Annotated in this window: 19 protein-coding genes; 9 read left to right on the top strand and 10 right to left on the bottom strand. The window is 38.2% G+C overall.

What is annotated here, in order from left to right:
* Positions 1-15: 15 nt before the first annotated feature.
* Positions 16-1,086, bottom strand: coding sequence for an Ldh family oxidoreductase (locus EL17_RS06110; RefSeq protein WP_035071452.1), 1,071 nt, complete (start codon positions 1,084-1,086; stop codon positions 16-18).
* Between the two features lie 13 nt (positions 1,087-1,099).
* On the bottom strand, positions 1,100-2,053 hold the full coding sequence (locus EL17_RS06105; RefSeq protein ID WP_035071451.1) for a Ppx/GppA phosphatase family protein: 954 nt from the start codon (positions 2,051-2,053) through the stop codon (positions 1,100-1,102).
* 549 nt (positions 2,054-2,602) lie between these two features.
* Between EL17_RS06105 and EL17_RS06100 the strand changes: the two genes are divergently transcribed.
* The 9 genes from EL17_RS06100 to EL17_RS06060 all read left to right on the top strand — a co-directional run bounded on the left by EL17_RS06100 (position 2,603) and on the right by EL17_RS06060 (position 12,392).
* The gene (locus tag EL17_RS06100) at positions 2,603-3,685 is read left to right on the top strand and encodes a DegT/DnrJ/EryC1/StrS family aminotransferase (RefSeq protein ID WP_035071450.1); all 1,083 of its coding nucleotides are present in this window, start codon (positions 2,603-2,605) and stop codon (positions 3,683-3,685) included.
* A 162-nt stretch (positions 3,686-3,847) separates the two neighbouring features.
* Positions 3,848-4,783 (top strand): glycosyltransferase, encoded by a 936-nt coding sequence (locus EL17_RS06095; RefSeq protein WP_084166121.1) that lies wholly within the window; start codon positions 3,848-3,850, stop codon positions 4,781-4,783.
* A 25-nt stretch (positions 4,784-4,808) separates the two neighbouring features.
* Positions 4,809-5,516 (top strand): WbqC family protein, encoded by a 708-nt coding sequence (locus tag EL17_RS06090; protein WP_035072112.1) that lies wholly within the window; start codon positions 4,809-4,811, stop codon positions 5,514-5,516.
* A complete protein-coding gene (locus tag EL17_RS06085) occupies positions 5,517-6,503 on the top strand; it encodes a hypothetical protein (protein ID WP_164674968.1) in 987 nt (328 codons plus the stop codon). It abuts the gene before it with no gap.
* Between the two features lie 29 nt (positions 6,504-6,532).
* A complete protein-coding gene (locus tag EL17_RS06080) occupies positions 6,533-7,234 on the top strand; it encodes a class I SAM-dependent methyltransferase (RefSeq protein ID WP_035071448.1) in 702 nt (233 codons plus the stop codon).
* Between the two features lie 395 nt (positions 7,235-7,629).
* Entirely contained in the window at positions 7,630-9,213 is a 1,584-nt protein-coding gene (locus EL17_RS06075; protein WP_035071447.1) for an acyl-CoA carboxylase subunit beta, read from the top strand.
* Positions 9,214-9,438: 225 nt separating this feature from the next.
* Positions 9,439-10,506 (top strand): M28 family peptidase, encoded by a 1,068-nt coding sequence (locus EL17_RS06070; protein WP_035071446.1) that lies wholly within the window; start codon positions 9,439-9,441, stop codon positions 10,504-10,506.
* 191 nt (positions 10,507-10,697) lie between these two features.
* Positions 10,698-11,468 (top strand): hypothetical protein, encoded by a 771-nt coding sequence (locus tag EL17_RS06065; RefSeq protein ID WP_035071445.1) that lies wholly within the window; start codon positions 10,698-10,700, stop codon positions 11,466-11,468.
* 165 nt (positions 11,469-11,633) lie between these two features.
* Positions 11,634-12,392: an ABC transporter substrate-binding protein gene (locus EL17_RS06060; protein ID WP_035071444.1), complete on the top strand. Its 759-nt coding sequence runs from the start codon at positions 11,634-11,636 to the stop codon at positions 12,390-12,392.
* On the opposite strand, the gene EL17_RS06055 is transcribed toward EL17_RS06060, so the two are convergent.
* From EL17_RS06055 to ald, 8 genes are all read right to left on the bottom strand, one after another.
* A complete protein-coding gene (locus EL17_RS06055) occupies positions 12,393-13,241 on the bottom strand; it encodes a prephenate dehydrogenase (protein WP_035071443.1) in 849 nt (282 codons plus the stop codon).
* Positions 13,242-13,254: 13 nt separating this feature from the next.
* Positions 13,255-14,403: a pyridoxal phosphate-dependent aminotransferase gene (locus tag EL17_RS06050; RefSeq protein WP_035071442.1), complete on the bottom strand. Its 1,149-nt coding sequence runs from the start codon at positions 14,401-14,403 to the stop codon at positions 13,255-13,257.
* The gene (locus EL17_RS06045; RefSeq protein WP_035071441.1) at positions 14,400-15,242 is read right to left on the bottom strand and encodes a prephenate dehydratase; all 843 of its coding nucleotides are present in this window, start codon (positions 15,240-15,242) and stop codon (positions 14,400-14,402) included. Before EL17_RS06045 ends, EL17_RS06050 begins: the two co-directional genes overlap by 4 nt.
* A gap of 2 nt (positions 15,243-15,244) precedes the next feature.
* Positions 15,245-15,613 (bottom strand): DMT family protein, encoded by a 369-nt coding sequence (locus tag EL17_RS06040; RefSeq protein WP_035071440.1) that lies wholly within the window; start codon positions 15,611-15,613, stop codon positions 15,245-15,247.
* A 19-nt stretch (positions 15,614-15,632) separates the two neighbouring features.
* A complete protein-coding gene (locus tag EL17_RS06035) occupies positions 15,633-16,838 on the bottom strand; it encodes a 3-phosphoshikimate 1-carboxyvinyltransferase (protein WP_035071439.1) in 1,206 nt (401 codons plus the stop codon).
* The gene (gene aroB / locus EL17_RS06030; protein ID WP_035071438.1) at positions 16,813-17,871 is read right to left on the bottom strand and encodes a 3-dehydroquinate synthase; all 1,059 of its coding nucleotides are present in this window, start codon (positions 17,869-17,871) and stop codon (positions 16,813-16,815) included. Before aroB ends, EL17_RS06035 begins: the two co-directional genes overlap by 26 nt.
* Before the next feature lie 68 nt (positions 17,872-17,939).
* Entirely contained in the window at positions 17,940-19,037 is a 1,098-nt protein-coding gene (locus EL17_RS06025) for a chorismate mutase (RefSeq protein ID WP_035071437.1), read from the bottom strand.
* Positions 19,038-19,496: 459 nt separating this feature from the next.
* Positions 19,497-20,615 carry an alanine dehydrogenase gene (gene ald, locus EL17_RS06020; RefSeq protein ID WP_035071436.1) on the bottom strand — a complete coding sequence of 373 codons (1,119 nt, stop codon included), beginning with the start codon at positions 20,613-20,615 and terminating at the stop codon, positions 19,497-19,499.
* Between the last annotated feature and the right edge of the window lie 285 nt (positions 20,616-20,900).

Here is a 20,900-nt window from a genome sequence, read left to right as displayed (position 1 = left end):
TAAAGATCAATTTTATTAAAATTTCACGTTAAATTTTTCACCTAGATGTCTTAGGTCTTCTTCGACAGGTTTTAATAAAGGTATTCCAGTAGCCCTTCTTTCTTGTTCCAATTCTCTCTCTGGATCTCCGGGTATCAGTACTTTATCATGATCAGCCGTAGTCTTGGAAGTGCGGAATCGTTTTATCCAAATATCCATATTTTCTTTAAATTCGTCTGCAGGTCTGAAGGCATCTACCCTCATAGCACCAAAAAAATGTCCCAATCCTTCTCCCACAGGATTAGGGTCAGGCTGAAGGAAAGCTACAAATGGTGGAACCCAGGGGCCATAATTGGCGCCAGATAGCACAGCAGAAAATATATCAACAATAGCGCCGAGTGCATATCCTTTGTGTGAACCATGCTCACGGTCACCTCCTAAGGGCAGGAGTGCTCCCCCGTCCTTAACTCCATTTGGACTGGTAGTAGGGAATCCATCTTTATCCTGTATCCAACCCAGCGGTGCCTGTTCATTTTTGCGTAACAGAATTTCAAGCTTTCCGTTGGCCGCAGTGGTAGTGGCTAAATCTGCTACAAAAGGAGGTTGCTCTTTTGCAGGAATGGCTACAGCTATGGGGTTAGTACCTAACAATCTTTCGCTCGAAAAAGTAGGGCTGACTAAAGGACTGGCATTGGTCATGGAGATACCGATCATATCATGTTCCAGCGCTTCCATAGCATGCACACCAGCTATGCCGTAGTGATTCGAATTTTTTACTGACACCCATCCTGTTCCGGCAATTTGGGCTTTTGAAATGGCTACTTGCATAGCGTAGGGAGCTACCACCAGTCCAAGTCCACCATCTCCATCTACTACTGCGGTGCTTGGAGTTTCATATGTCACTTTTATGTCAGGCTTAGCATTGATTCTTCCTGCTTCCCACAGTCGGATATAACCAGACAATCTTGCCACTCCGTGGGAATCCACCCCTCGTAGATCTGCTGACAAAAGGGTGGTGGCAGCTATTTCGGCATCTGTTTCGGAGCAGCCTATGGTTAAAAATATGTTTCTAGAAAAGCGGTGTAATCTTTCAAATGTAAAGTTCATCTTTAATTATTGTTCAATCAAAGCTATCCACCACCTGATTTCGTTTGATCAGCTGAGCTATAGCTCCTTCTTTTAATGCATAGTTGGAACATACCAATTCGGTCGCCGGTACAAATTTAAGAATATATGAGATTAATAAACTAGCCACGACAATCATATCTACCCTCATAGGTATCATACCGGGTAAATCAAGCCTTCCCTGTTTATCTAAAGAAGTTAATTTTGCAGCGATAATTTCAAATTCCTTTGTAGGCAAATGAAAGACTTTCTCTGATTTGCTTTTTTTTACATTTAGGTCCGCAAAATAAATATCCGAGAGCGTATCAAAAGTTCCGGAAGCACCTACTAGCTGATTGGGGCCATAATGATGGATGGCCTGTATAAGGTCTCGAAGTTTGTCCTCTAAATAAATATTTAATTTAGCGGTCTCCTCGGGTAGTATTGGGTCATGATAATGGAATAGATCCAGCATACGCTGCCCACCTATTTCAAAACTTTGTTTCCAAAAAGCATCAGTTTTATTGCCAATTATAAATTCCACACTTCCGCCTCCGATATCCATCATTAGACTGGTGTTTTCATCAAGGGATTCGCTGAACCTAATCCCCTCATAGATCATATGTGCTTCTTCAGTTCCGTTGATCACATTGACGTGGATACCAAATCTTTTTTTTATACTGATAACAAACTCATCTCCATTTTCAGCATTTCTTACAGCACTCGTTGCAAAAGCGAAAATCTCTTTCACCCCTTCGCCTTTGATAAGATTACTGAAATGTTCAAGTGTATGAAAAGCTCTTTTCATAGCGTCAGCCGCTATGATTTTCTTACTTATACCCCCTTGGCCCAGCCTTACTGCGATTTTTTCTTTATAAATGGTCTTAAAAGAGTTTTCATGTAATTCTACCAATAACAAATGGAATGTATTGGTACCCATGTCTATGACCGCTGCCTTTTTTGGATTCATCGTGGCTAAATTTAAGTTGTGCGAATATAGAAAGTTTATTTTTAATGCATTGGTTCCATCTATAAATTAATAGTGTTTTAATATTATTATTTTGACTTTATTCTTAACATACGACCAGTAACTGTCATCCTTTTGCCGGTCTGTGGTCTGAAATTGAGGGAATTGAATCCGTTGGTTTTAGAATGCGAATAGACTTTTATAAAATTTGTATTTGATCAATTGAAAAATCCTGCATTATACGTGGTTGTTTTATAAAAAATGTTTGATTGCAAAATCAGTTTGATTTATCCTTTTTAGTGTTTTATATAGGCCTATATTTACTGATCATATCTGCTTGCTATGCTTTGAAATTCTTCTACAGCGATTATGTTTTCTAATTTAGTAAATATAGAAGAATATAATTTTAATGTAATTGTGATCTTCAAAGCAGGCTATTGTTACTCATCTAGAATTTATTCTGTCATAGAAATTAATTTTTTTTATATTTTATATATACAAAGTTGTATTTCAAATATTTATTTTTGTTATTTGTGTCGAATTACTGATTATATGCTAAACGTCACCAAAACATATTTACCACCGTTGGACGAATATACCAAGTATCTTGAAGGGATATGGTCGAGTGCCAAACTGACCAATTATGGCCCTCTGGTACAGAAACTTGAAGCGGATCTTAAATCCTATTTAGGGGTAAAACACCTTTTTTTTGTAAATAATGGGACTCTAGCACTTCAAATAGCTATAAAAGCATTAGGGTTATCAAAAAAAATTATAACTACACCTTTTTCCTATGTCGCCACTACTTCTAGCATAGTATGGGAGGGGTGTGAACCTATATTTGCTGATATCGAAAAAGATACGCTTAGTTTAGACCCGTCTCTAATAGAGGATTTAATTACTCCGGACACGGAAGCAATTTTGGCTACTCATGTATATGGTATTCCATGTGATGTGGAAAGGATACAGGCAATAGCAGATAAACACAATCTTAAGGTAATATATGATGCCGCCCATGCATTTGGTGTTAAATTTAAGGATTCCTCTATTTTAAATTATGGAGATGTGTCCACGATAAGTTTTCATGCTACCAAACTTTTCCATACAGGAGAAGGAGGGGCCATTGTTACTGATAATGATGAGATAGCATACAAAATCAGTTATATGATGAACTTTGGACATGATGGACCAGAAAAATTTGTAGGTATCGGTATTAATGGTAAAAATTCAGAAATTCATGCTGCATTAGGGTTGTGTATTTTACCTAAGGTGGGAGAGTTAATGGACTTGAGGAAAAGTATTCATAAAATCTATGATGATCACTTGGCTGGTAATGGTATTATTCGACCTTACATAGGGGATAATGTAACCTATAACTTTGCCTATTACCCTGTAATATTGCCTTCAGAACAATTATTGTTAAAGGTGATCAAGGCTTTAAACCAAGAAGATATTTTTCCGCGAAGATATTTCTATCCCTCTTTAGCGGATCTTAATTATGTTCAATATGAGGGAAATCTGCCTGTAACTGATGATGTTTGTGCCAGAATACTTTGTCTACCGCTGTTTCACGACCTTTCGGAAGATAATGTCATAAATATATGTTCTATTATAGAAAAATGTATTAAGCAGTAAATAAATAGAGGGTGAATGTGCTAGTCGTAGTAATCAGTTTCAAATAAAATCCATTTTACAAAATAGCTACATAGCCCCTTATTATTGTTTTTATGTTTAATGTCTTCCAAAGTAATTATTAATGTTTCTTAGATATGTTGATTAGGAAATCAAGTTTATACTATGTGTGAAGTAAGTGTTTGGATAATAACCTATAATCACGAGCAATTTATCGCTGAGGCCATAGATAGTGTTTTAATGCAGGTTACTGATTTTGACTTTAAGATTATAATAGGAGAGGACTGTTCTACTGATCGCACCAGAGAGATACTGCTGGAATATAAGGAGAAGCATCCTGATAAATTTGATTTGTATTTACCTGAAAAAAATATTGGTATGATGGAACTGATCCGTGCTACCTACAGTATGTGTACAGGAAAATACGTCGCATCTTTTGATGGAGATGATTACTGGACAGATCCTCATAAACTTCAAAAGCAATATGATTTTCTTGAAGCCAATCCTGATTATGTATTACATTTTCATAAGGCTAAAATCATCAACGAACTAAGAGGGTTTACTACATATAGTACCGAGGCCTTTTCTAAAAATGCGGATAATTCATTGGAAGCAGACCATTTTCTTGATGGTTTTAACCCCATAACTACTTCATCTGTAATGAATAGAAATATACTGGGGGCATCACTCCCAGAATGGTATTTCAACCTTCCATTTCCAGATTATAGTTATTATTTTTTGTTACTTCAATATGGCAAAGTTCATTATTCTCCGGATGTAATGAGTGTATATAGGGTACATAAAGGAGGTGTGTGGTCAGGTGATACCTATAAAAATCAATATGGAAATATGATTAATTTTTATACCCAAATTCATCATCATCTTCCATTCTTGAGCAGGAAAAAGATAGATAAATCTAAGGCTTATTATCATTATTTACTCCTGATTATTTATATAAAGGAAGGTGATGTTTTTAATCTTAAAAACCAATTAAAAGCGATAACTGAATTAAATGCGCCTCTATTTTTGAAATATTGGAAAGAAATTATTTCTGTTTCCTTTTCAAAATTCATTTTAAGAAAGACTTTTTCTACATTTTAACATGAGTGTTAAAAAATCTGCTTATATGAAAATTGCCATCATGCAGCCATATCTTTTTCCATATTTAGGGTATTTTCAGTTGTTGGCTGCAGCGGATAAATTTGTGATGCTCGATGATGTACACTTTATTAACAAAGGCTGGATCAATAGAAATAGGATTTTGATAAATGGCCATAGCACCATGTTTACCCTTCCTTTAGACCAAGCGTCCCAAAATAAATTGATCAAGGATATTCAGGTAAAACAGGATAAACGGTGGGTGAGCAAATTTTTGAAAAGTATAGAAATGTCTTATAAAAAAGCTCCCTATTTTAAAGGTGTATTTCCTTTAATTCAAACGGCTATTGAAAGAGAAGTGGTTGGGATTTCAGATATGGTGTATTATAGCCTTTTAGAAATAAATAAATACTTAAAAATAGAAACAGAGATAGTGCCTCATTCGGGATCTTATGACACAAAGGGATTACAAGGTCAAGATAGAATCATAGAGATATGCTCACTATGTGGCGCGAGTGATTATATTAATCCAATAGGCGGACTTGAATTATATGATCGCGCCAAATTTGAAGAAAGAAACATAAATTTGAGCTTTCTTTCTCCGGTTTTAGACCCATATCCTCAGCATAGTGATGTATTCATAGCGGGATTATCGATTATAGATGTATTAATGCAAAACTCTCCGGAGCAAGTCAATTTATTTTTGAAAAACTATAACTTATTAAATGCTAAATAGGTGAAGCAGTCAATGATTTCTTTAAATGAAAGTTCCAAATGGAATCATGCCCTCACACATGTGCCACATGCATTCGGCCATACTTGGGAAAGCTGCTATGCCATGAGTTTATCCACAGGTCTGGATACTTATCTGTACCATTTTGAAGATGATGGGGTCCATATCGTCTGTCCTTTATCCGAAAGGACTTATGAAGGGTTTGTAGATGTATTTACCCCTTATGGCTTTTCAGGATTTACCGGAAACAGCGGATATGCTGAATTTCCCGGCATATGGGAAAAATTTGCTAATGGACAGCAATACATTTGCGGCTATATTAGCATGAATCCGTTTTTAAAAGATTCAGCTTCTGGATATGCATTTTTAAATTCCCCAGCCAATGATTTATATGCCTTAAATTTGAATTTGTCTATAGATCAGCTGTTCGCTAATTTATCAACCAATCGTAAAAGGCAGGTGAAAAAATATGCCGAGATAAAGGATACTTTTTCACAAGATAAATCCATTCTTAAAACATTTTTTATCGAACATTTTCATGATTTTTTTAAAGACCGTGATGCAGCTTTGTTCTCCAGCTTTACAAAAGATACTTTGAGTCATTTGGTGAATTTGGATAATGTACTTTTAGTAGGGAAGATAGCGGATGGGAAAGTAGAAGCTGTTTCAGTTTTTGCATATACTGCCTATATAGCGGAATATCTGTTCAATATTTCCATACCTGAAGGAAGATCCCATACTGTATTGCTATTGTGGGAAGGAATTCACGTATTGAAAGGTATAGGTGTACCCATTTTAAATTTAGGCGGAGGTATAAAGAAAGGGGATTCACTTTCAGATTTTAAAGAAAGATTTGGTGCCATAAAATATCAGCACACTGTACTCAAACAAGTTTATAACAAACAGATATATATGGAATTGTGCCAGCGTAGAGAGGTAGAGGATACAGATCATTACTTTCCTGCTTATAGAAAGAGAAAATCAAAATAAATTTAAAGAACCAATTAATATTTTTAAAAATGTTCACAAAAACAGCTGAATTCTATGATGCACTGTATGCCTTTAAAGATTACGGGCAGGCCTGTAGCGAATTGACACAATTGATTAAAACACATCAACCAGAGGCCACCACCTTGCTCGATATAGCGTGTGGCAGTGGGAAGCATTTAACTTATCTAAGGGATACCTTTGATGTTCAGGGATTAGACCTAAATGAAGAATTGTTGAATGTAGCGAAAAGAAGGTGTCCTGAAATCAAATTCCATCACCAGGATATGACTGACTTTGATTTGGATATGAAGTTTGATGCAGTAGTATGCCTTTTTAGTTCTATAGGATATGTATGTACCGTAGAAAACCTTAATAAAGCCATCAAAGGTATGACCGATCATTTAGCTCCAGGTGGGGTCCTAGTCTTAGAGCCATGGATAACTAAAGAAAAATATTGGCAAAATCACCTTGCAGCTAATTATGTAGACCAGCCTAATCTGAAAATAGCCTGGATGTATAAGCACGAAATGGAAGATAACAGATCCATTTTTAACATTAATTACCTAGTAGGTACATCAGAAGGTGTAGAAAGCTTCACTGAGCAGCATGTGATGGGACTTTGGACAGAGGAGGAATATATGGACGCTTTTAGACTAGCGGGTATTGAAGTAACGTACGATGAAAAAGGGCTATTCGGTCGGGGAATGTATTATGGAAAAAAAGTGCAATAAATCTATCTATCTGTAAGTAAATATATGGTAAACAGCTATTTTTATAATAATAAAGTGTAGGGTATAAAGAAATTAAGGTTTGAAGTGTAAATTGTTCTTAGTAATAATTTACACTTTATTATCTACAAGATTGTAATTGAATTTTTAAGAAGTTCTTCATTTTTATCTATAAGGTAAATAACTAAGGCGAGGGGATGATAATTTGTCACAATATTGATCAATAAAGTATGGTTTGATATTGCTGTTTTCCAGTGTGAGATACCTTCATTGTTTTATTTGATTTTTATATAATCATACAGCTGTAGTATAGTCTCCTTTTATTAATCTATGGCTTTAGATTTTCTTGATAAAGATAGGGGAGTTATATTTGAATGAAATCATCTAATTGTCATTACATGGAAAGTTCTACTAAGGGAATATATACCCTGCCTGGGAATCAGGAAAAAATCGATCTGTTAAACAAAAAAAATGAAGAGGCACTTTTGGGAGGGGGAGAAGCTAGGATAGCTGCCCAACACAAAAAAGGAAAATTAACCGCAAGGGAACGAATTCATCTTTTGATAGACGAAGGATCTTTTCAGGAAATTGACAAATTTGTCATGCATCGGGGAAAGGATTTTGATATAGACAAAGAACATTTTTTAGGTGACGGAGTAGTAACCGGTTATGGAAACATAAACGGCAGGCTTACATATGTTTTTTCTCAGGATTTCACCGTATTTGGAGGGTCCTTATCAGAAACCCATGCAGAGAAGATATGTAAACTCATGGATATGGCTATGAAAAACGGTGCTCCTATAATAGGTTTAAATGATTCAGGAGGGGCGCGTATTCAGGAAGGAGTTAATTCTCTGGGTGGATATGCAGATATTTTCTACAGAAATACCCTTGCCTCTGGGGTGATCCCGCAGCTGTCCGGTATTATGGGACCATGTGCAGGAGGAGCTGTATATTCACCTGCCATTACTGATTTTATACTGATGGTAGAAAATACTTCTTATATGTTTGTAACTGGCCCCAATGTAGTGAAAACTGTGACCCAGGAAACAGTTTCTGCAGAGGAACTGGGCGGGGCAAGTGCTCATAGTACTAAAAGTGGTGTAACCCATTTTTCCTGTGCAAATGAACTTGAATGTATTCAAAACATCAAAAAAATATTGAGTTATGTGCCACAGAATTGTGAGGATATAGCTCCTATTTACCCTTATGAGTTAAAAGATGATGAAAGTAGGGCTGTGTTAAATGATATCATACCTGATAATCCCAATCACCCGTATGATATGCGTGAAGTTATTGCTGGTATCGTAGATGACAGTTCATTTTTAGAGGTTCATAAGAATTTTGCTGACAATATAGTAGTAGGTTTTGCCAGAATAGCAGGACGAAGCATAGGAATAGTAGGGAACCAGCCTCAGTCCATGGCCGGGGTTCTGGACAATGATGCTTCTATAAAGGCAGCAAGGTTTGTACGTTTCTGTGACTGCTTCAATGTACCGCTTTTAGTCCTCGTAGATGTACCGGGCTTTCTTCCGGGTACAGATCAGGAATGGAACGGCATAATAACCAATGGGGCAAAATTATTATATGCTTTCTCAGAAGCTACAGTTCCGCGAATTACTGTCATTACACGAAAGGCTTACGGGGGGGCATATGATGTGATGAACTCCAAACATATAGGTGCAGACCTTAATTTTGCCTGGCCTTCAGCTGAGATAGCTGTAATGGGAGCAAAAGGTGCTGCAGAAATTATCTTCAAAAAAGAAATATCTGAATCTGAAAATCCAGAAGCAAAACTGCAGGAAAAAGTAGATGAATATACTGCAAAATTTGCCAATCCTTACAGGGCAGCACATCGAGGATTTGTGGATGAAGTAATCTTTCCAGCTGAAACCAGAGCGAAACTCATCGGCGGCTTTAAAATGCTAGAAAATAAAGTGGACAAGATTCCAAGGAAGAAGCACGGGAATATTCCGCTTTGAGAAGTATAGTTCTCGGATCACTTTGTTTTATTTATTTTCTATAGTATTCATAAGCCACATAAATTTGATAACTTAAATGTTTGAGAATAGTCAGCTCAATATGCAATAGGAGTATATAGGTATTAAATAATATGAGGACCTGAATAGGGTCCTCCCATTACTAAAACACCCTATCTAAATAATTGCCGTCAGGATCGGTGGAGGGTGGAATTTAAAATACAAACTATGGACAACAACGAAAAATTTTTATACAAGTACCTCAACAATGCTTCTCCTACTGGATTTGAAGCCCCGGGGCAACAGATATGGCTTGATTATATAAGGCCGTTTGTAGATGATTATTTTACAGATAACTACGGTACTGTAGTAGGAGTAATTAATCCGGAGGCCGATTTTAAGGTGGTCATAGAGGCGCACGCTGATGAAATTTCATGGTTTGTGAATTATATAACTTCTGAAGGATATATTTATGTAAGGAGAAATGGGGGGTCAGATCATATGATAGCTCCTTCTATGAGAGTAAATATCCATACAGATGAAAAAGTAGTAAAAGGGGTGTTTGGCTGGCCTGCAATACATGTACGAGATACAGCCAAAGAAGAAACTCCTAAGATGGAAAACATTTTCATAGATGTGGGGGCCAGAAATAAGCAGGAAGTTGAAGACCTAGGCATCCATGTAGGATGTGTCGTGACCTTTCAAGATGAGCTTTCTGATCTTAATGGGAAATTCTATGCCGGCAGAGCACTTGATAATAGAATAGGAGGATATATGATAGCAGAGGTAGCCCGTTTGCTGAAAGAAAAAAGTACCAAACTGCCATTTGGACTCTATGTGGTCAATGCGGTACAGGAAGAGATAGGTCTACGGGGCGCCCAAATGATAGCCAATAAGATCAAACCACATGTGGCCATTATTACAGATGTGTGCCATGACACAACAGCTCCCCTTTATAATAAAATAAATAGTGGGGAACAGATTGCAGGAAAGGGCCCTGTCCTTACCTATGGAGCCTCTGTTCATAAAAAGCTTTTGGATATAATTATTTCCAGTGCAGTGTCTAGAGATATTCCATTTCAGAGGGCTGCTGCATCGAGGATTACCGGTACAGATACAGATGCTTTTGCTTATTCTAATGATGGTGTGCCTTCAGCTTTAATTTCTTTGCCGCTCAAATACATGCATACTACAGTGGAGACGGCCAGTAAATCGGACATCAATCAAGTGATACAATTGATTTTGGGATTTTTGATGGACCTAGACCCACAATATAATTTCAAATATATAAATTGATATAATGTATTGTTTCCTCACGATTAGATCAATAATAAAAAGAATCAAAGGTCATTTTGCTATTTGGTAAGAGGTACCAGCATATGACCTTTGATAACCATTTCTCCTAATAGCTTTTGTCAGTGGGTATTTTGGATAATTAATTATATGGAGAACGCTATAATATTTATAAATTAAATCTCTTTTATAACATGTCCCGATATATAGAATTAGTGGGAGTTCCAGGCGTCGGCAAGACTAGTACTTACAAATATTTAAAAAACCTACAAACCGATAATGACAAATGGAGCATGTTAGAGGATCTGTTTAAGAAACCCCTTCCAGCTAAAGTAGGTTTAAAGGAACAGCTTAAAAATTTCCTGAAAGGGATGATTGGATTGCCTACAACACCTAAAATAAAGATTGCTCATGAAAGTAAGGTATTGGATGATTTTATGGCTCAAAATGAAACCCTGATTGAGATATTTTGGGACATAACCATGACAAAAAACCAGGATATCTATGGTAAAGATCTGCGGTTTCATGCTGTTTATTATATGATGAGTATTTTTCAAAATTTGCAGGCCATCAAAACTAATGATTCAAAAAATTGCTTTGTTTTAGATGAAGGATTAGTACTTAATCTGAATTATTTCACTGATGAATCTAAACAGGAACCTTTACAGAGCCAGGTATCACATGTTTTAGATAATATTTATTTGCCTTCAGGTTTAGTCCTTTTTGAAGGGGATATTGATACCATCATAGAGCGGACTATGACCAGAGGTAAGCTAAAGCCCCGAGATGAAAATTTATCAGAAGAAATGATCAGAAAGTCGAGAGAGGAGACTGCTATTGAAAAACGGATGTTTGTAGAAGCTGTGGAAGCCCGTAACATACCCGTCTTACGGTTAAATGCCAATGAATCCATAGCATCCAAAGCCAAACAAATAACTGCATTTGCTGAATCTGTGATTTATTAACAGTCATTTTTAAAATAGATAATAGAATCAGATATGGCTCATTTGATGTATGTTTTAATTAATCCCTGTCAAGCTGCATTTGATCAAGGTAGGGTGAATGAAATATAGTTTGGACAAAAAATCAGCAAAGATTTTGCTTGCTATAAAATTTAAAAACGACAAGAAATGGAATATATAGATCAGCTAAATCGAACGGTATATCTAGAAGATACCCCGAAGAGGATTATTTCTTTGGTTCCCAGCCAGACGGAGCTTTTGGTAGATATGGGCTTGGGGGACCAGATCGTAGGGGTAACTAAATTCTGTGTGCATCCAAAAGGATTTAAGGATACAAAAACCATCGTAGGAGGGACCAAGAATTTTAGGTTTGATGTGATCGATAGGTTGGCGCCTGATCTGATAATAGGTAATAAGGAGGAAAACTACAAAGAAGGTATAGAGCAGCTGGCAGAGAAATATCCGGTATGGGTAAGTGATATATTTACCGTACAGGACGCTTTGGACATGATGACTTCTTTAGGTATTATAACAGAGAAGGAAGTAGAAGCTGAGCGCATCACCAATTGGATTTCAGTTAATTTTAGAAGAGATTTTATTTATAAGGGCACAGCCATATATTTTATATGGCAAGACCCTATCACGGTGGTAGGGACAAATACATTTATCGATCATCTACTGGAAAAGGCAGGCTTTACCAATTTAATAGATCGAGAAAGGTACCCGCAGTACAGCATAGAAGAGCTTCAGCAATTAAATCCTGAAAACGTACTGCTCAGTTCGGAACCCTTTCCATATCGGGAAAAACATATAGAAAACTTTAAAAGACTTTTTCCATACGCAGAAGTGAAACTCGTAGATGGGGAGATCTTCTCCTGGTATGGAAGTAGGCTTATTAAGGCTGCTGATTATTTCGAAACGCTCTGATCATTTATCCAGATCGAGGATGTCTTTAATTCTGTTTATGTTTTCCATTTCAGATTGAAGGTCTTCAAATTTACCTTCTGCTATTCTTTTTTGGAAACTTTGAAGCCTAATGATATAGCTGCCAAGGGCTTCAAGTATATGTAGTTTGTTTTCTTTGATAATAGGTACCCACATTTCAGGAGAACTTTTGGAAAGCCTCACTGTGGAGGCAAAACCACTCCCAGCCATATCAAAGATATGGCTTTCATCATCCATTTTATCCAGCACAGTTTTTCCTAGCATAAATGAAGATATATGGGATAGATGGGAAACAAAAGCCAGGTGGAGATCATGGTCCTTTGGATCCATAAACCTTAACTTCATGTTCAATGCATCTAAGAGGATATAAGCTTTCTCTTTGAGGTGGATATCCGTTTTTTCCATTTCACAGATGATAAACACTTTTCTTTCCAATAGATCCTCCTTGGCGGCTCTGGGTCCGGAGTATTCTGTGCCAGCGATAGGGTGACCTGCTAGGAATTGAGACCTCTTGGGATGGTTGGCTAAATTTTCACATATTGATGCCTTGGTAGAGCCGAAATCTATGATAAGCGTATCGGGTCCTATATTTTCCAATAGTTGTAACGCAATGGGCAGAAGTGTATCAGCTGGTGTAGCTAATAGAATTAAATCAGTATCCTGATCTGGAATTTCTTTGATTTCTGTTATTAAATTCAGGGATTTAGCATCTTCTTGATGCTGCTGTTTTTTATCGAAACCTGTTATGGTTACTTGAGGCAGGGACTTTTTTATAGCTAAGGCAAATGAACCGCCTATCAATCCCAATCCTATGATGTGTATTTTTTTCATGGTCATATATTTTTTATGTTGATTTAACCCGTTTTATGGCTTCAAGTATTTGATTCTCTTCTATACATAGAGAAAACCTGATGTAATTTTCACCCATCGGTCCGAAGATACTGCCGGGGGTAATGAATATTTTTTTGTCATAAAGTAACCAGTCTGCATATTTATAGGCATCAGTATTACCTGGAAGTTTTGCCCATACAAACATTCCCGCAGCATTTTTTTCACATGTTAGACCCAGTGTATCTACCAACTGCCATATAAGGGTTCTTCTGGTAGCATAGTGTTGATTGGTTTCTTCAAGCCATGAGTTGCTCAGTTCCAATGCGGCTATTGCTCCGGCTTGAATCCCCGAAAACATTCCGGAATCCATATTACTTTTTACCTGTAATATGGTATTGAGATTTTCTTTACTGCCTGCTACCATTCCGACTCGCCATCCGGGGATATTGAAAGTTTTACTAAGGGAGTTTAGCTCCAGCGCCACTTTTTGTGCACCTTGAATAGCTAAGATACTCTCGGGTTTATCATTGAGTATAAAGCTATAAGGATTATCATGTACGATGAGTATTCCATGCTTTTGTCCAAAATTTACCAGATTCTGAAATAGATTTTGTCCAGCCTTAGCACCTGTGGGCATATGTGGATAGTTCGTCCACATGATCTTTATCTTCGATAGATCTAGAGCTTCCAGTGAATTGAAATCTGGCTGCCAGTTATTTTCCTCCATCAGCTTATAGGGAACAGGATCTGCATGGACTAGATGCGCCACAGCTGCATAGGTAGGATATCCTGGATCGGGTACCAATACTTGGTCTCCAGGATTTAGAAATGCCATAGATATGTGCATGATGCCTTCTTTCGAACCCATCAGGGGAAGGATTTCAGAAGGACCGAGATTTACACCGTAATGTTCTGCATAGAACTTAGCCATAGCCAGTCGCAGTTCTGGACTTCCCTGATAGGGTTGGTAGCCATGAGCGTTTTCATTTGCAGCTGCAAGCTGTAGTGCTTTGATGATAGCGGGGTGGGGTGGCAGATCTGGGCTACCTATGCCCATTGGTATGATAGGCTGCCCTTCGGCTATTAGCTGCTTTACTTCTTTGAGTTTGGCTGAAAAGTAATATTCCTTTACCTGATCCAGCCTATGGGATGGCTTTATCATGGTTTTTGATTTATATATTCTCCTAGTATTTTCACTGTAGCACCAGTTGTTTCCAGTTGGTGGAGGGAATTTTTATATTGCATCCAATCAGATATTAGCACATCTATGAAAAATGCATAATCCCAGGGTCTTTCCATCAGTGGGATAGACTGGATTTTACTAAGATCAAGGTCGTGTTCAGCTAAGGTGGTGAGCAGTTTAGCCAAACCACCCTTTTCATTTTTTATGGTGATCTTCAGCGAAGCCTTAGAGGGGGGTAAAACTCCCGTAGATTTTCCTGATTTTAGTAGGATAAAACGGGTGTAATTTTCCTTGAAAGACTGTATGTCTTCCGCTAGAATGTCTAGACCGTATATATCTGCAGCAGTCTTACTGGCTATGGCGCCTATGGCTGATAAACCATTTTGCCTGATCTTTTTGGCCACGGAAGCGGTATCTTTTTCTGAAGTTAGCTTTATAGTAGGATACTTTTCAAAAAAATTATGACATTGTAATAATGCCATAGGATGAGACTGCACCTCAGTCAGATCTTCTAAAGTAGTACCGGGAAGGGCCATCAGATTATGTGAAATAGGTAAATAATGCTCACCATCTATATATAGCTTATGCCGGTCTATCAGATCATAATTTGGAAGTATGGCTCCTGCTATAGAATTTTCAATAGCCATGATCCCAAAGTCGCAGCTCCCTTCTGCTACCGATTTAGCCACCTGCTCAAAAACGTCATAGCATTTAATAGATGATGCATCACCAAAGCACTCCAAGGCTACTTGATGATGAAAGGATCCCGGGATACCTTGTATGGCTATTTTTGTCGAAATTGGGATGGAAGATACCATAGTTATTTTTTGAAAATAAAATATACGGCCAGGACCAAAAATCCAAAGCCTATAAGATGGTTGGCACGAATGGTTTCCTGTTTGAAAAATACCAATGTAAATATCATGAACACTAAAAGGGTGATGACCTCCTGAAGCACTTTTAATTCTACTAAGGAAAAAGGACCTCCATAATCTTTGAAACCTATTCTATTGGCAGGTACCTGAAAGAAGTATTCAAATAAAGCGATCCCCCAGCTGATCATGACAATAGATATAAGTCCCAAGTTTTCAAACCATTTAAGGTCTTTAAATTTAAGGTGGCCATACCAGGCAAAGGTCATAAAAGTGTTTGACAAGATTAGCAATAGAATAGTATATAAACTTTTCATAAAAGCCTGATATATAAATCTACTTGAGCAAGGCTACATGTTTCCAAAAACTGGGGTAGCTTTTATTTACCACTTCGGCATCATCAAAAGCTACATTGGTTTTGGTCATAAGAGGCATAAAGGCCATTGCCATCCTGTGGTCATCATAGGTATGGATATTTACCTGATCAGGAATATCCGCAGTGGGAATCAAGGTAAAGCTGTCATCAGTTCCTTCATCTAACCTTGCGTTTATTTTGGCAAGTTCTTGCTGCAGCGCGTAGATTCTGTCAGTTTCTTTAATACGCAGACTTTCAAGCCCTGTAAATATAGTTTTCTGTCCTATAATGGCACAAGTTACAGCTACAGTTTGAGCAAGGTCAGGGCAGTGGGTAAAATCAAAGGAGGGTAAACCGCTGACAGACTTTTTAAAAAGATGGACGCCATTGTCAGAAAATCTGCTTTCTACCCCTAGTTTGTCCATAATATGTACAATTTCGGCATCTCCCTGAAGGCTGTCTTTCTTCAGTCCTGTAAGTAAGATTTCTGCCTCTTCTGCACATGCCACTAGGCTAAACCAGTAACTGGCTCCTGACCAGTCACTTTCTACCTTATATGATGTAGGTCTGTATGGCTGAGAAGGGACATGAATCACATTATCTTCCCACACACACCGGATCCCAAAACGTAGCATCAGCTGCAGGGTCATTTCTATATATGTTCTTGATCCTATTTTCCCTGTCAGTTCCAAACTGAGGCCCCTGGTTAGAAGAGGAGCTATCATCAGGAGGGCGGATATGTACTGACTGCTTACATCTCCACGGATGCGGATTTTACTGGATTTCTGTTCAGGTAGCCCATTTACCGCTAAGGGAGGATATCCTTCCACTCCTAAATAGTGGATATCCGCACCTATTTCTCGCAGAGCATCTACCAGTATGCCAATTGGACGTTCGCACATCCGGTCCGTGCCTGACATTACCTTTTGCTTATTGGTCACAGCAGCATAAGCGGTCAGGAACCGCATCGTAGTCCCGGCATCTAAGACGTCATATATGGCTGGGTCATTTTTTAATAACCTGATCATCGTCTGGGTATCTCGTGCTTCTGCCAGGTTTTCAATATTGTTTTGCCCTTCTGTAAGGGAATCTATTACCAGTACTCTATTGCTTTCACTTTTTGACGATGGCAATGGGATGGTGGTATTTGGAAAGGATGTTTTACGCGGTAGTAGTATCTGGCTCATGTTTTAAATCATGGTAATATTGTAAAGCTGCTAAAATATCCTCTTCTGATATGGGAATGTTATATTCGCATTCCCCTATTCTTTTTAAGAGTGAGCAGTTAATGATTTTTCCTGTATTTTTTTTATCCTGAAGGCAAAGTGATGCGATGGCTTCAAAATCCGATTGGGCGACATACCTTATTCCAAACACCTCTAAAATCGTTTGGGTAATAGACGTTAAGTCCTCTTTGGCCATTCGCATTTTTGAATGGGAAAGATAAGCTTCAGCCAGCATACCTATGGCAATGGCTTCTCCATGAAGCAGGTGATTAGGAGTGTCCAAATAATGCGATTCTATGGCATGGCCTATAGTATGTCCGAAGTTTAAAATTTTTCTCAGCCCTTCCTCTTTAGGATCTTTCTCGACTATATCTTTTTTTATGCTGATCGACTTTTCAATGATCTCAGTCCAAGCCTGGTTTTGCCAGTCAGTTGTTTTTAAGCAGGAGAAATAATGTTCGTTTTTGATCAAACCATGTTTTATAACCTCTGCATATCCGGACCTGAATTCATCTGTAGGAAGTGTGGGCAGAAATTCTTGGGATATTATAACCGCTAAAGGTTCTGTAAACACCCCCAGGTGATTTTTGAACCCCATAAAATCAATCCCCAGTTTACCACCCACACTGGCGTCCACTTGTGATAGTAGGGTAGTGGGGATATTGATAAATCGCATCCCTCTCTTATAAGTACTGGCACAGAAACCTCCCATGTCACCCGTGACGCCCCCTCCCAGGTTTATGATCACCGATTGCCGATCAAAATCGTTTTCAGTCATCCATTTCCAGATATTTTGGCAGGTAGTAAGGTTTTTATGTTTCTCACCGGCTTCAAAATAGAATACGTGGTGCTCGGGCAATGTGGCAGAAATCAATGGATAGCAATCCCGTATGGTATTGCTATCGGCTATGATTCCTAGTTTAGTGTGTTTAGTATTGGCCAAAAACCTTTCGAGATTTTGGGATATTTTTGTGGAAAAGATAATGGATTCCAAAACAGGTATCAGCTAAAGGTGGAAGATAAACAGAGGGTAATTTAAGCAGATTTTCAATATCATCTATCTTATTTTATAACCTTAGCTGGTTCTCTTAATTGTTTTTCCTGCCTTTTTACCGATTCTTCATGTATGGTATAAAGTAATTCCTTCATGAATTTTTGGCTGAGATTCTTGTCTACACCTTTTTGGGTTCTGGACTCCATCACTTCTTTCCATCTCCCAGGCTGAAATACGGTCAGGTGGTTTTCCCTTTTATAGTGACCTATTTGGTCTATGATAGAGAACCTTTCCTGCAACAGGTCTAATAATTGGTCATCTAGATGATCTACCGCCTGTCTAAGGTCATTAAGTTTTTGGTCAGGCTGTTCTTCCTGTAAAGTGTCCTTGAAATCTATAGCGGCCAATATATCTCTGAGCTGGGCAGGAGTGACCTGCTGCTTGGCGTCCGACCAGGCTTTGTCGGGGTCATGATGGGTTTCAATCATCAGGCCGTCCAGACCAAAATTAATCGCTCTCTGGGAGGTTTCCAGTATACCCGCTCTATTGCCTACAATATGGCTGGGATCATTGATGACTTCCATTCCTTTCCATTCTCTCTTTAAGTGGATAGGCATAGACCAGTTTGGTTTGTTTCTGAATCTCTTATCGTATGCATCAGAAAATCCGCGGTGTATGGCTGCCAATTTATGGATCCCAACCGAATGCAGGCGCTCTAATGCACCTATCCATAACTGAAGATCTGGATTCATAGGGTTTTTTACCATTACAGGGATGTCTACGCCCTGGAGCGCGTCTGCTATTTCCTGTACTGCAAATGGATTGACTGTGGTCCTGGCACCTATCCAAAGTACATCTACTTTATGCTTTAGGGCAAGTTCTACGTGGGCTGCGTTGCCCACTTCTGTAGTGATGGGGATGTTTAGGTGGTGGCGGACGATTTCCATCCATTCCAACCCTTCTTCCCCTATGCCCTCAAAGCTTCCAGGTCTAGTTCTGGGTTTCCAGATTCCTGCACGGAACATAGATGGGATCATTTTTTCTTTGATCATGGCCTGACATATATTTTCAATCTGCTCTGGCGTCTCAGCTGAACATGGACCTGCGATTATAGTGTGACCGCTAAGTCCCAATCCCCAGTCTTTAATTTGTAAATGGTTGTGCATGATTTCTCTTTGTTTTAAATAAAAAAGCCCGACTCTTTCGAATCGGGCTTTAGGTTTGTATGATATCTTTATGTTATTTTTTAACTAGACTATACGCAGCTCCGATTCGACCTTGAGGGTGGAAGTAAAAGTAAAAGAAGCTAAAATATAGTGCTGCGAGAATTAACATATCCCAAATGTAAGTGATGTATTTATTAAAACAAAAAACATTTGGTAAAAATATTTCTAAAAAATCAATAATAAGTGAAATATTTTAAATATAATAAAAAAATATAAAGAATAAATGGCCTGCAGGGTGATAGGAAGATCAAATCAGGAGATTATTTTAAGCTGAATTTAACCTGTTTTTTAAAATAGAAATAGAACAGAAAAAAAAGAAGCGGCATCGTTTGGAGCCGCTTCTATTAAGATCAAAAATCTGAATTCAACCTGGTCAGTTTATTATTTTTATTCCCCCAGTTAATCTTGTAAGTATTTTTCTACTGGTACAAATGGCAAATCGAAAGCCTGGGCTACTGCTTCATATACAATTTCCCCATTGATGATGTTCAGGCCTGTCTTCAGTTCCGGAAGATCTAAAGCTGCCTGCTTCCATCCTTTTTCTGCCAATAGTATCGCATAAGGAAGGGTGGCGTTGGTCAAAGCCAAAGTAGATGTGTATGGTACGGCACCTGGCATATTCGCTACACAATAGTGTACCACACCGTCGATCACATAAGTAGGGTCCTGGTGAGTGGTAGGCTTACATGTTTCGATACAGCCTCCTTGGTCCACCGCTACGTCTACCAGTACAGCCCCGTTTTGCATAGTAGGTAACATGTCCCTTGTGATCAAGTGTGGAGCCTTGGCGCCAGGTATCAATACCGCTCCTACTATAAGATCTGCATTGGTGATCATTTTACGGATATTGTATTCATTAGACATCATGGTCTTCACATTTGCAGGCATGATTTCATTAAGATACCTCATTCTTTGAAGGTTTACATCCATGATGATCACATCGGCTCCCAAGCCAGCCGCCATAGCTGCTGCATGAGTTCCTACGATGCCTCCTCCTAGGATGATGACTTTAGCCGGCAGAGTACCAGGGACACCTCCCAATAATATTCCTTTACCTCCCAAAGGCTTTTCTAAGTAATTTGCACCTTTTTGTATAGCCATTCTACCCGCCACTTCTGACATAGGAATAAGTAATGGCAAACTTCTGTCAGGTCTTTCCACTGTTTCATAGGCGAGACAGGTGGCTTTGCTTTCTACCATTGCCCTAGTCAAAGGCTCATGGGATGCGAAGTGAAAATAGGTGAATAAAAGCTGTCCTTCTTTTATCAGTTTATATTCTGATTCGATGGGTTCTTTTACTTTTATGATCATTTCAGCTGCTCCATAGGTATCTTCTATGGAAGGAAGAATCTGAGCTCCGGCACTTACATATAATTCATCCGGAAATCCACTGCCTTCTCCGGCTGTATGTTGGATGTATACCGTATGACCTCTTTTTACCAGTTCTTGTGCGCCTGCTGGCGTTAAAGCCACGCGGTTTTCGTTGTTTTTTATTTCCTTTGGAACACCTATTATCATGATAGTAACATTTGAATGGCTATATAATGGGGGCAAATATAGCAAGCTTAGCATAAAGAAAGGTATACCGATTTGTTTATTTTATAGTGCATAATACATAATTACTCTATTTTGTGTAAAATTAAAATTAACATGCAACGGCTTAAAGGTTATTGCTGAAATCGATTGCTATATAATATAAAGAAATGCATCTTTATAAAAAAAAATGTTGGATCCAATCATATTTTATATATACCGTTAAAAAATGATGAAAAAGTAGCAAAATACCCTAATTCAAAATAATAT

It is taken from the genome of Anditalea andensis (genome assembly GCF_000714815.1).
GTDB classification, from domain to species: domain Bacteria; phylum Bacteroidota; class Bacteroidia; order Cytophagales; family Cyclobacteriaceae; genus Anditalea; species Anditalea andensis.
This window is presented reverse-complemented; position numbering and strand designations above follow the sequence as displayed.

What these genes read in the sequence shown, in the direction of transcription:
- EL17_RS06040 (WP_035071440.1), bottom strand. Translation starts at nt 15,613, where the DNA reads ATGAAAAGTTTATATACTATTCTATTGCTAATCTTGTCAAACACTTTT.
- EL17_RS06100 (WP_035071450.1), top strand. Translation starts at nt 2,603, where the DNA reads ATGCTAAACGTCACCAAAACATATTTACCACCGTTGGACGAATATACC.
- EL17_RS06070 (WP_035071446.1), top strand. Translation starts at nt 9,439, where the DNA reads ATGGACAACAACGAAAAATTTTTATACAAGTACCTCAACAATGCTTCT.
- EL17_RS06065 (WP_035071445.1), top strand. Translation starts at nt 10,698, where the DNA reads ATGTCCCGATATATAGAATTAGTGGGAGTTCCAGGCGTCGGCAAGACT.
- ald (WP_035071436.1), bottom strand. Translation starts at nt 20,615, where the DNA reads ATGATAATAGGTGTTCCAAAGGAAATAAAAAACAACGAAAACCGCGTG.
- EL17_RS06110 (WP_035071452.1), bottom strand. Translation starts at nt 1,086, where the DNA reads ATGAACTTTACATTTGAAAGATTACACCGCTTTTCTAGAAACATATTT.
- EL17_RS06050 (WP_035071442.1), bottom strand. Translation starts at nt 14,403, where the DNA reads ATGATAAAGCCATCCCATAGGCTGGATCAGGTAAAGGAATATTACTTT.
- EL17_RS06080 (WP_035071448.1), top strand. Translation starts at nt 6,533, where the DNA reads ATGTTCACAAAAACAGCTGAATTCTATGATGCACTGTATGCCTTTAAA.
- EL17_RS06045 (WP_035071441.1), bottom strand. Translation starts at nt 15,242, where the DNA reads ATGGTATCTTCCATCCCAATTTCGACAAAAATAGCCATACAAGGTATC.
- EL17_RS06035 (WP_035071439.1), bottom strand. Translation starts at nt 16,838, where the DNA reads ATGAGCCAGATACTACTACCGCGTAAAACATCCTTTCCAAATACCACC.
- EL17_RS06095 (WP_084166121.1), top strand. Translation starts at nt 3,848, where the DNA reads ATGTGTGAAGTAAGTGTTTGGATAATAACCTATAATCACGAGCAATTT.
- EL17_RS06025 (WP_035071437.1), bottom strand. Translation starts at nt 19,037, where the DNA reads ATGCACAACCATTTACAAATTAAAGACTGGGGATTGGGACTTAGCGGT.
- EL17_RS06055 (WP_035071443.1), bottom strand. Translation starts at nt 13,241, where the DNA reads ATGAAAAAAATACACATCATAGGATTGGGATTGATAGGCGGTTCATTT.
- EL17_RS06060 (WP_035071444.1), top strand. Translation starts at nt 11,634, where the DNA reads ATGGAATATATAGATCAGCTAAATCGAACGGTATATCTAGAAGATACC.
- EL17_RS06075 (WP_035071447.1), top strand. Translation starts at nt 7,630, where the DNA reads ATGGAAAGTTCTACTAAGGGAATATATACCCTGCCTGGGAATCAGGAA.
- EL17_RS06090 (WP_035072112.1), top strand. Translation starts at nt 4,809, where the DNA reads ATGAAAATTGCCATCATGCAGCCATATCTTTTTCCATATTTAGGGTAT.
- EL17_RS06105 (WP_035071451.1), bottom strand. Translation starts at nt 2,053, where the DNA reads ATGAATCCAAAAAAGGCAGCGGTCATAGACATGGGTACCAATACATTC.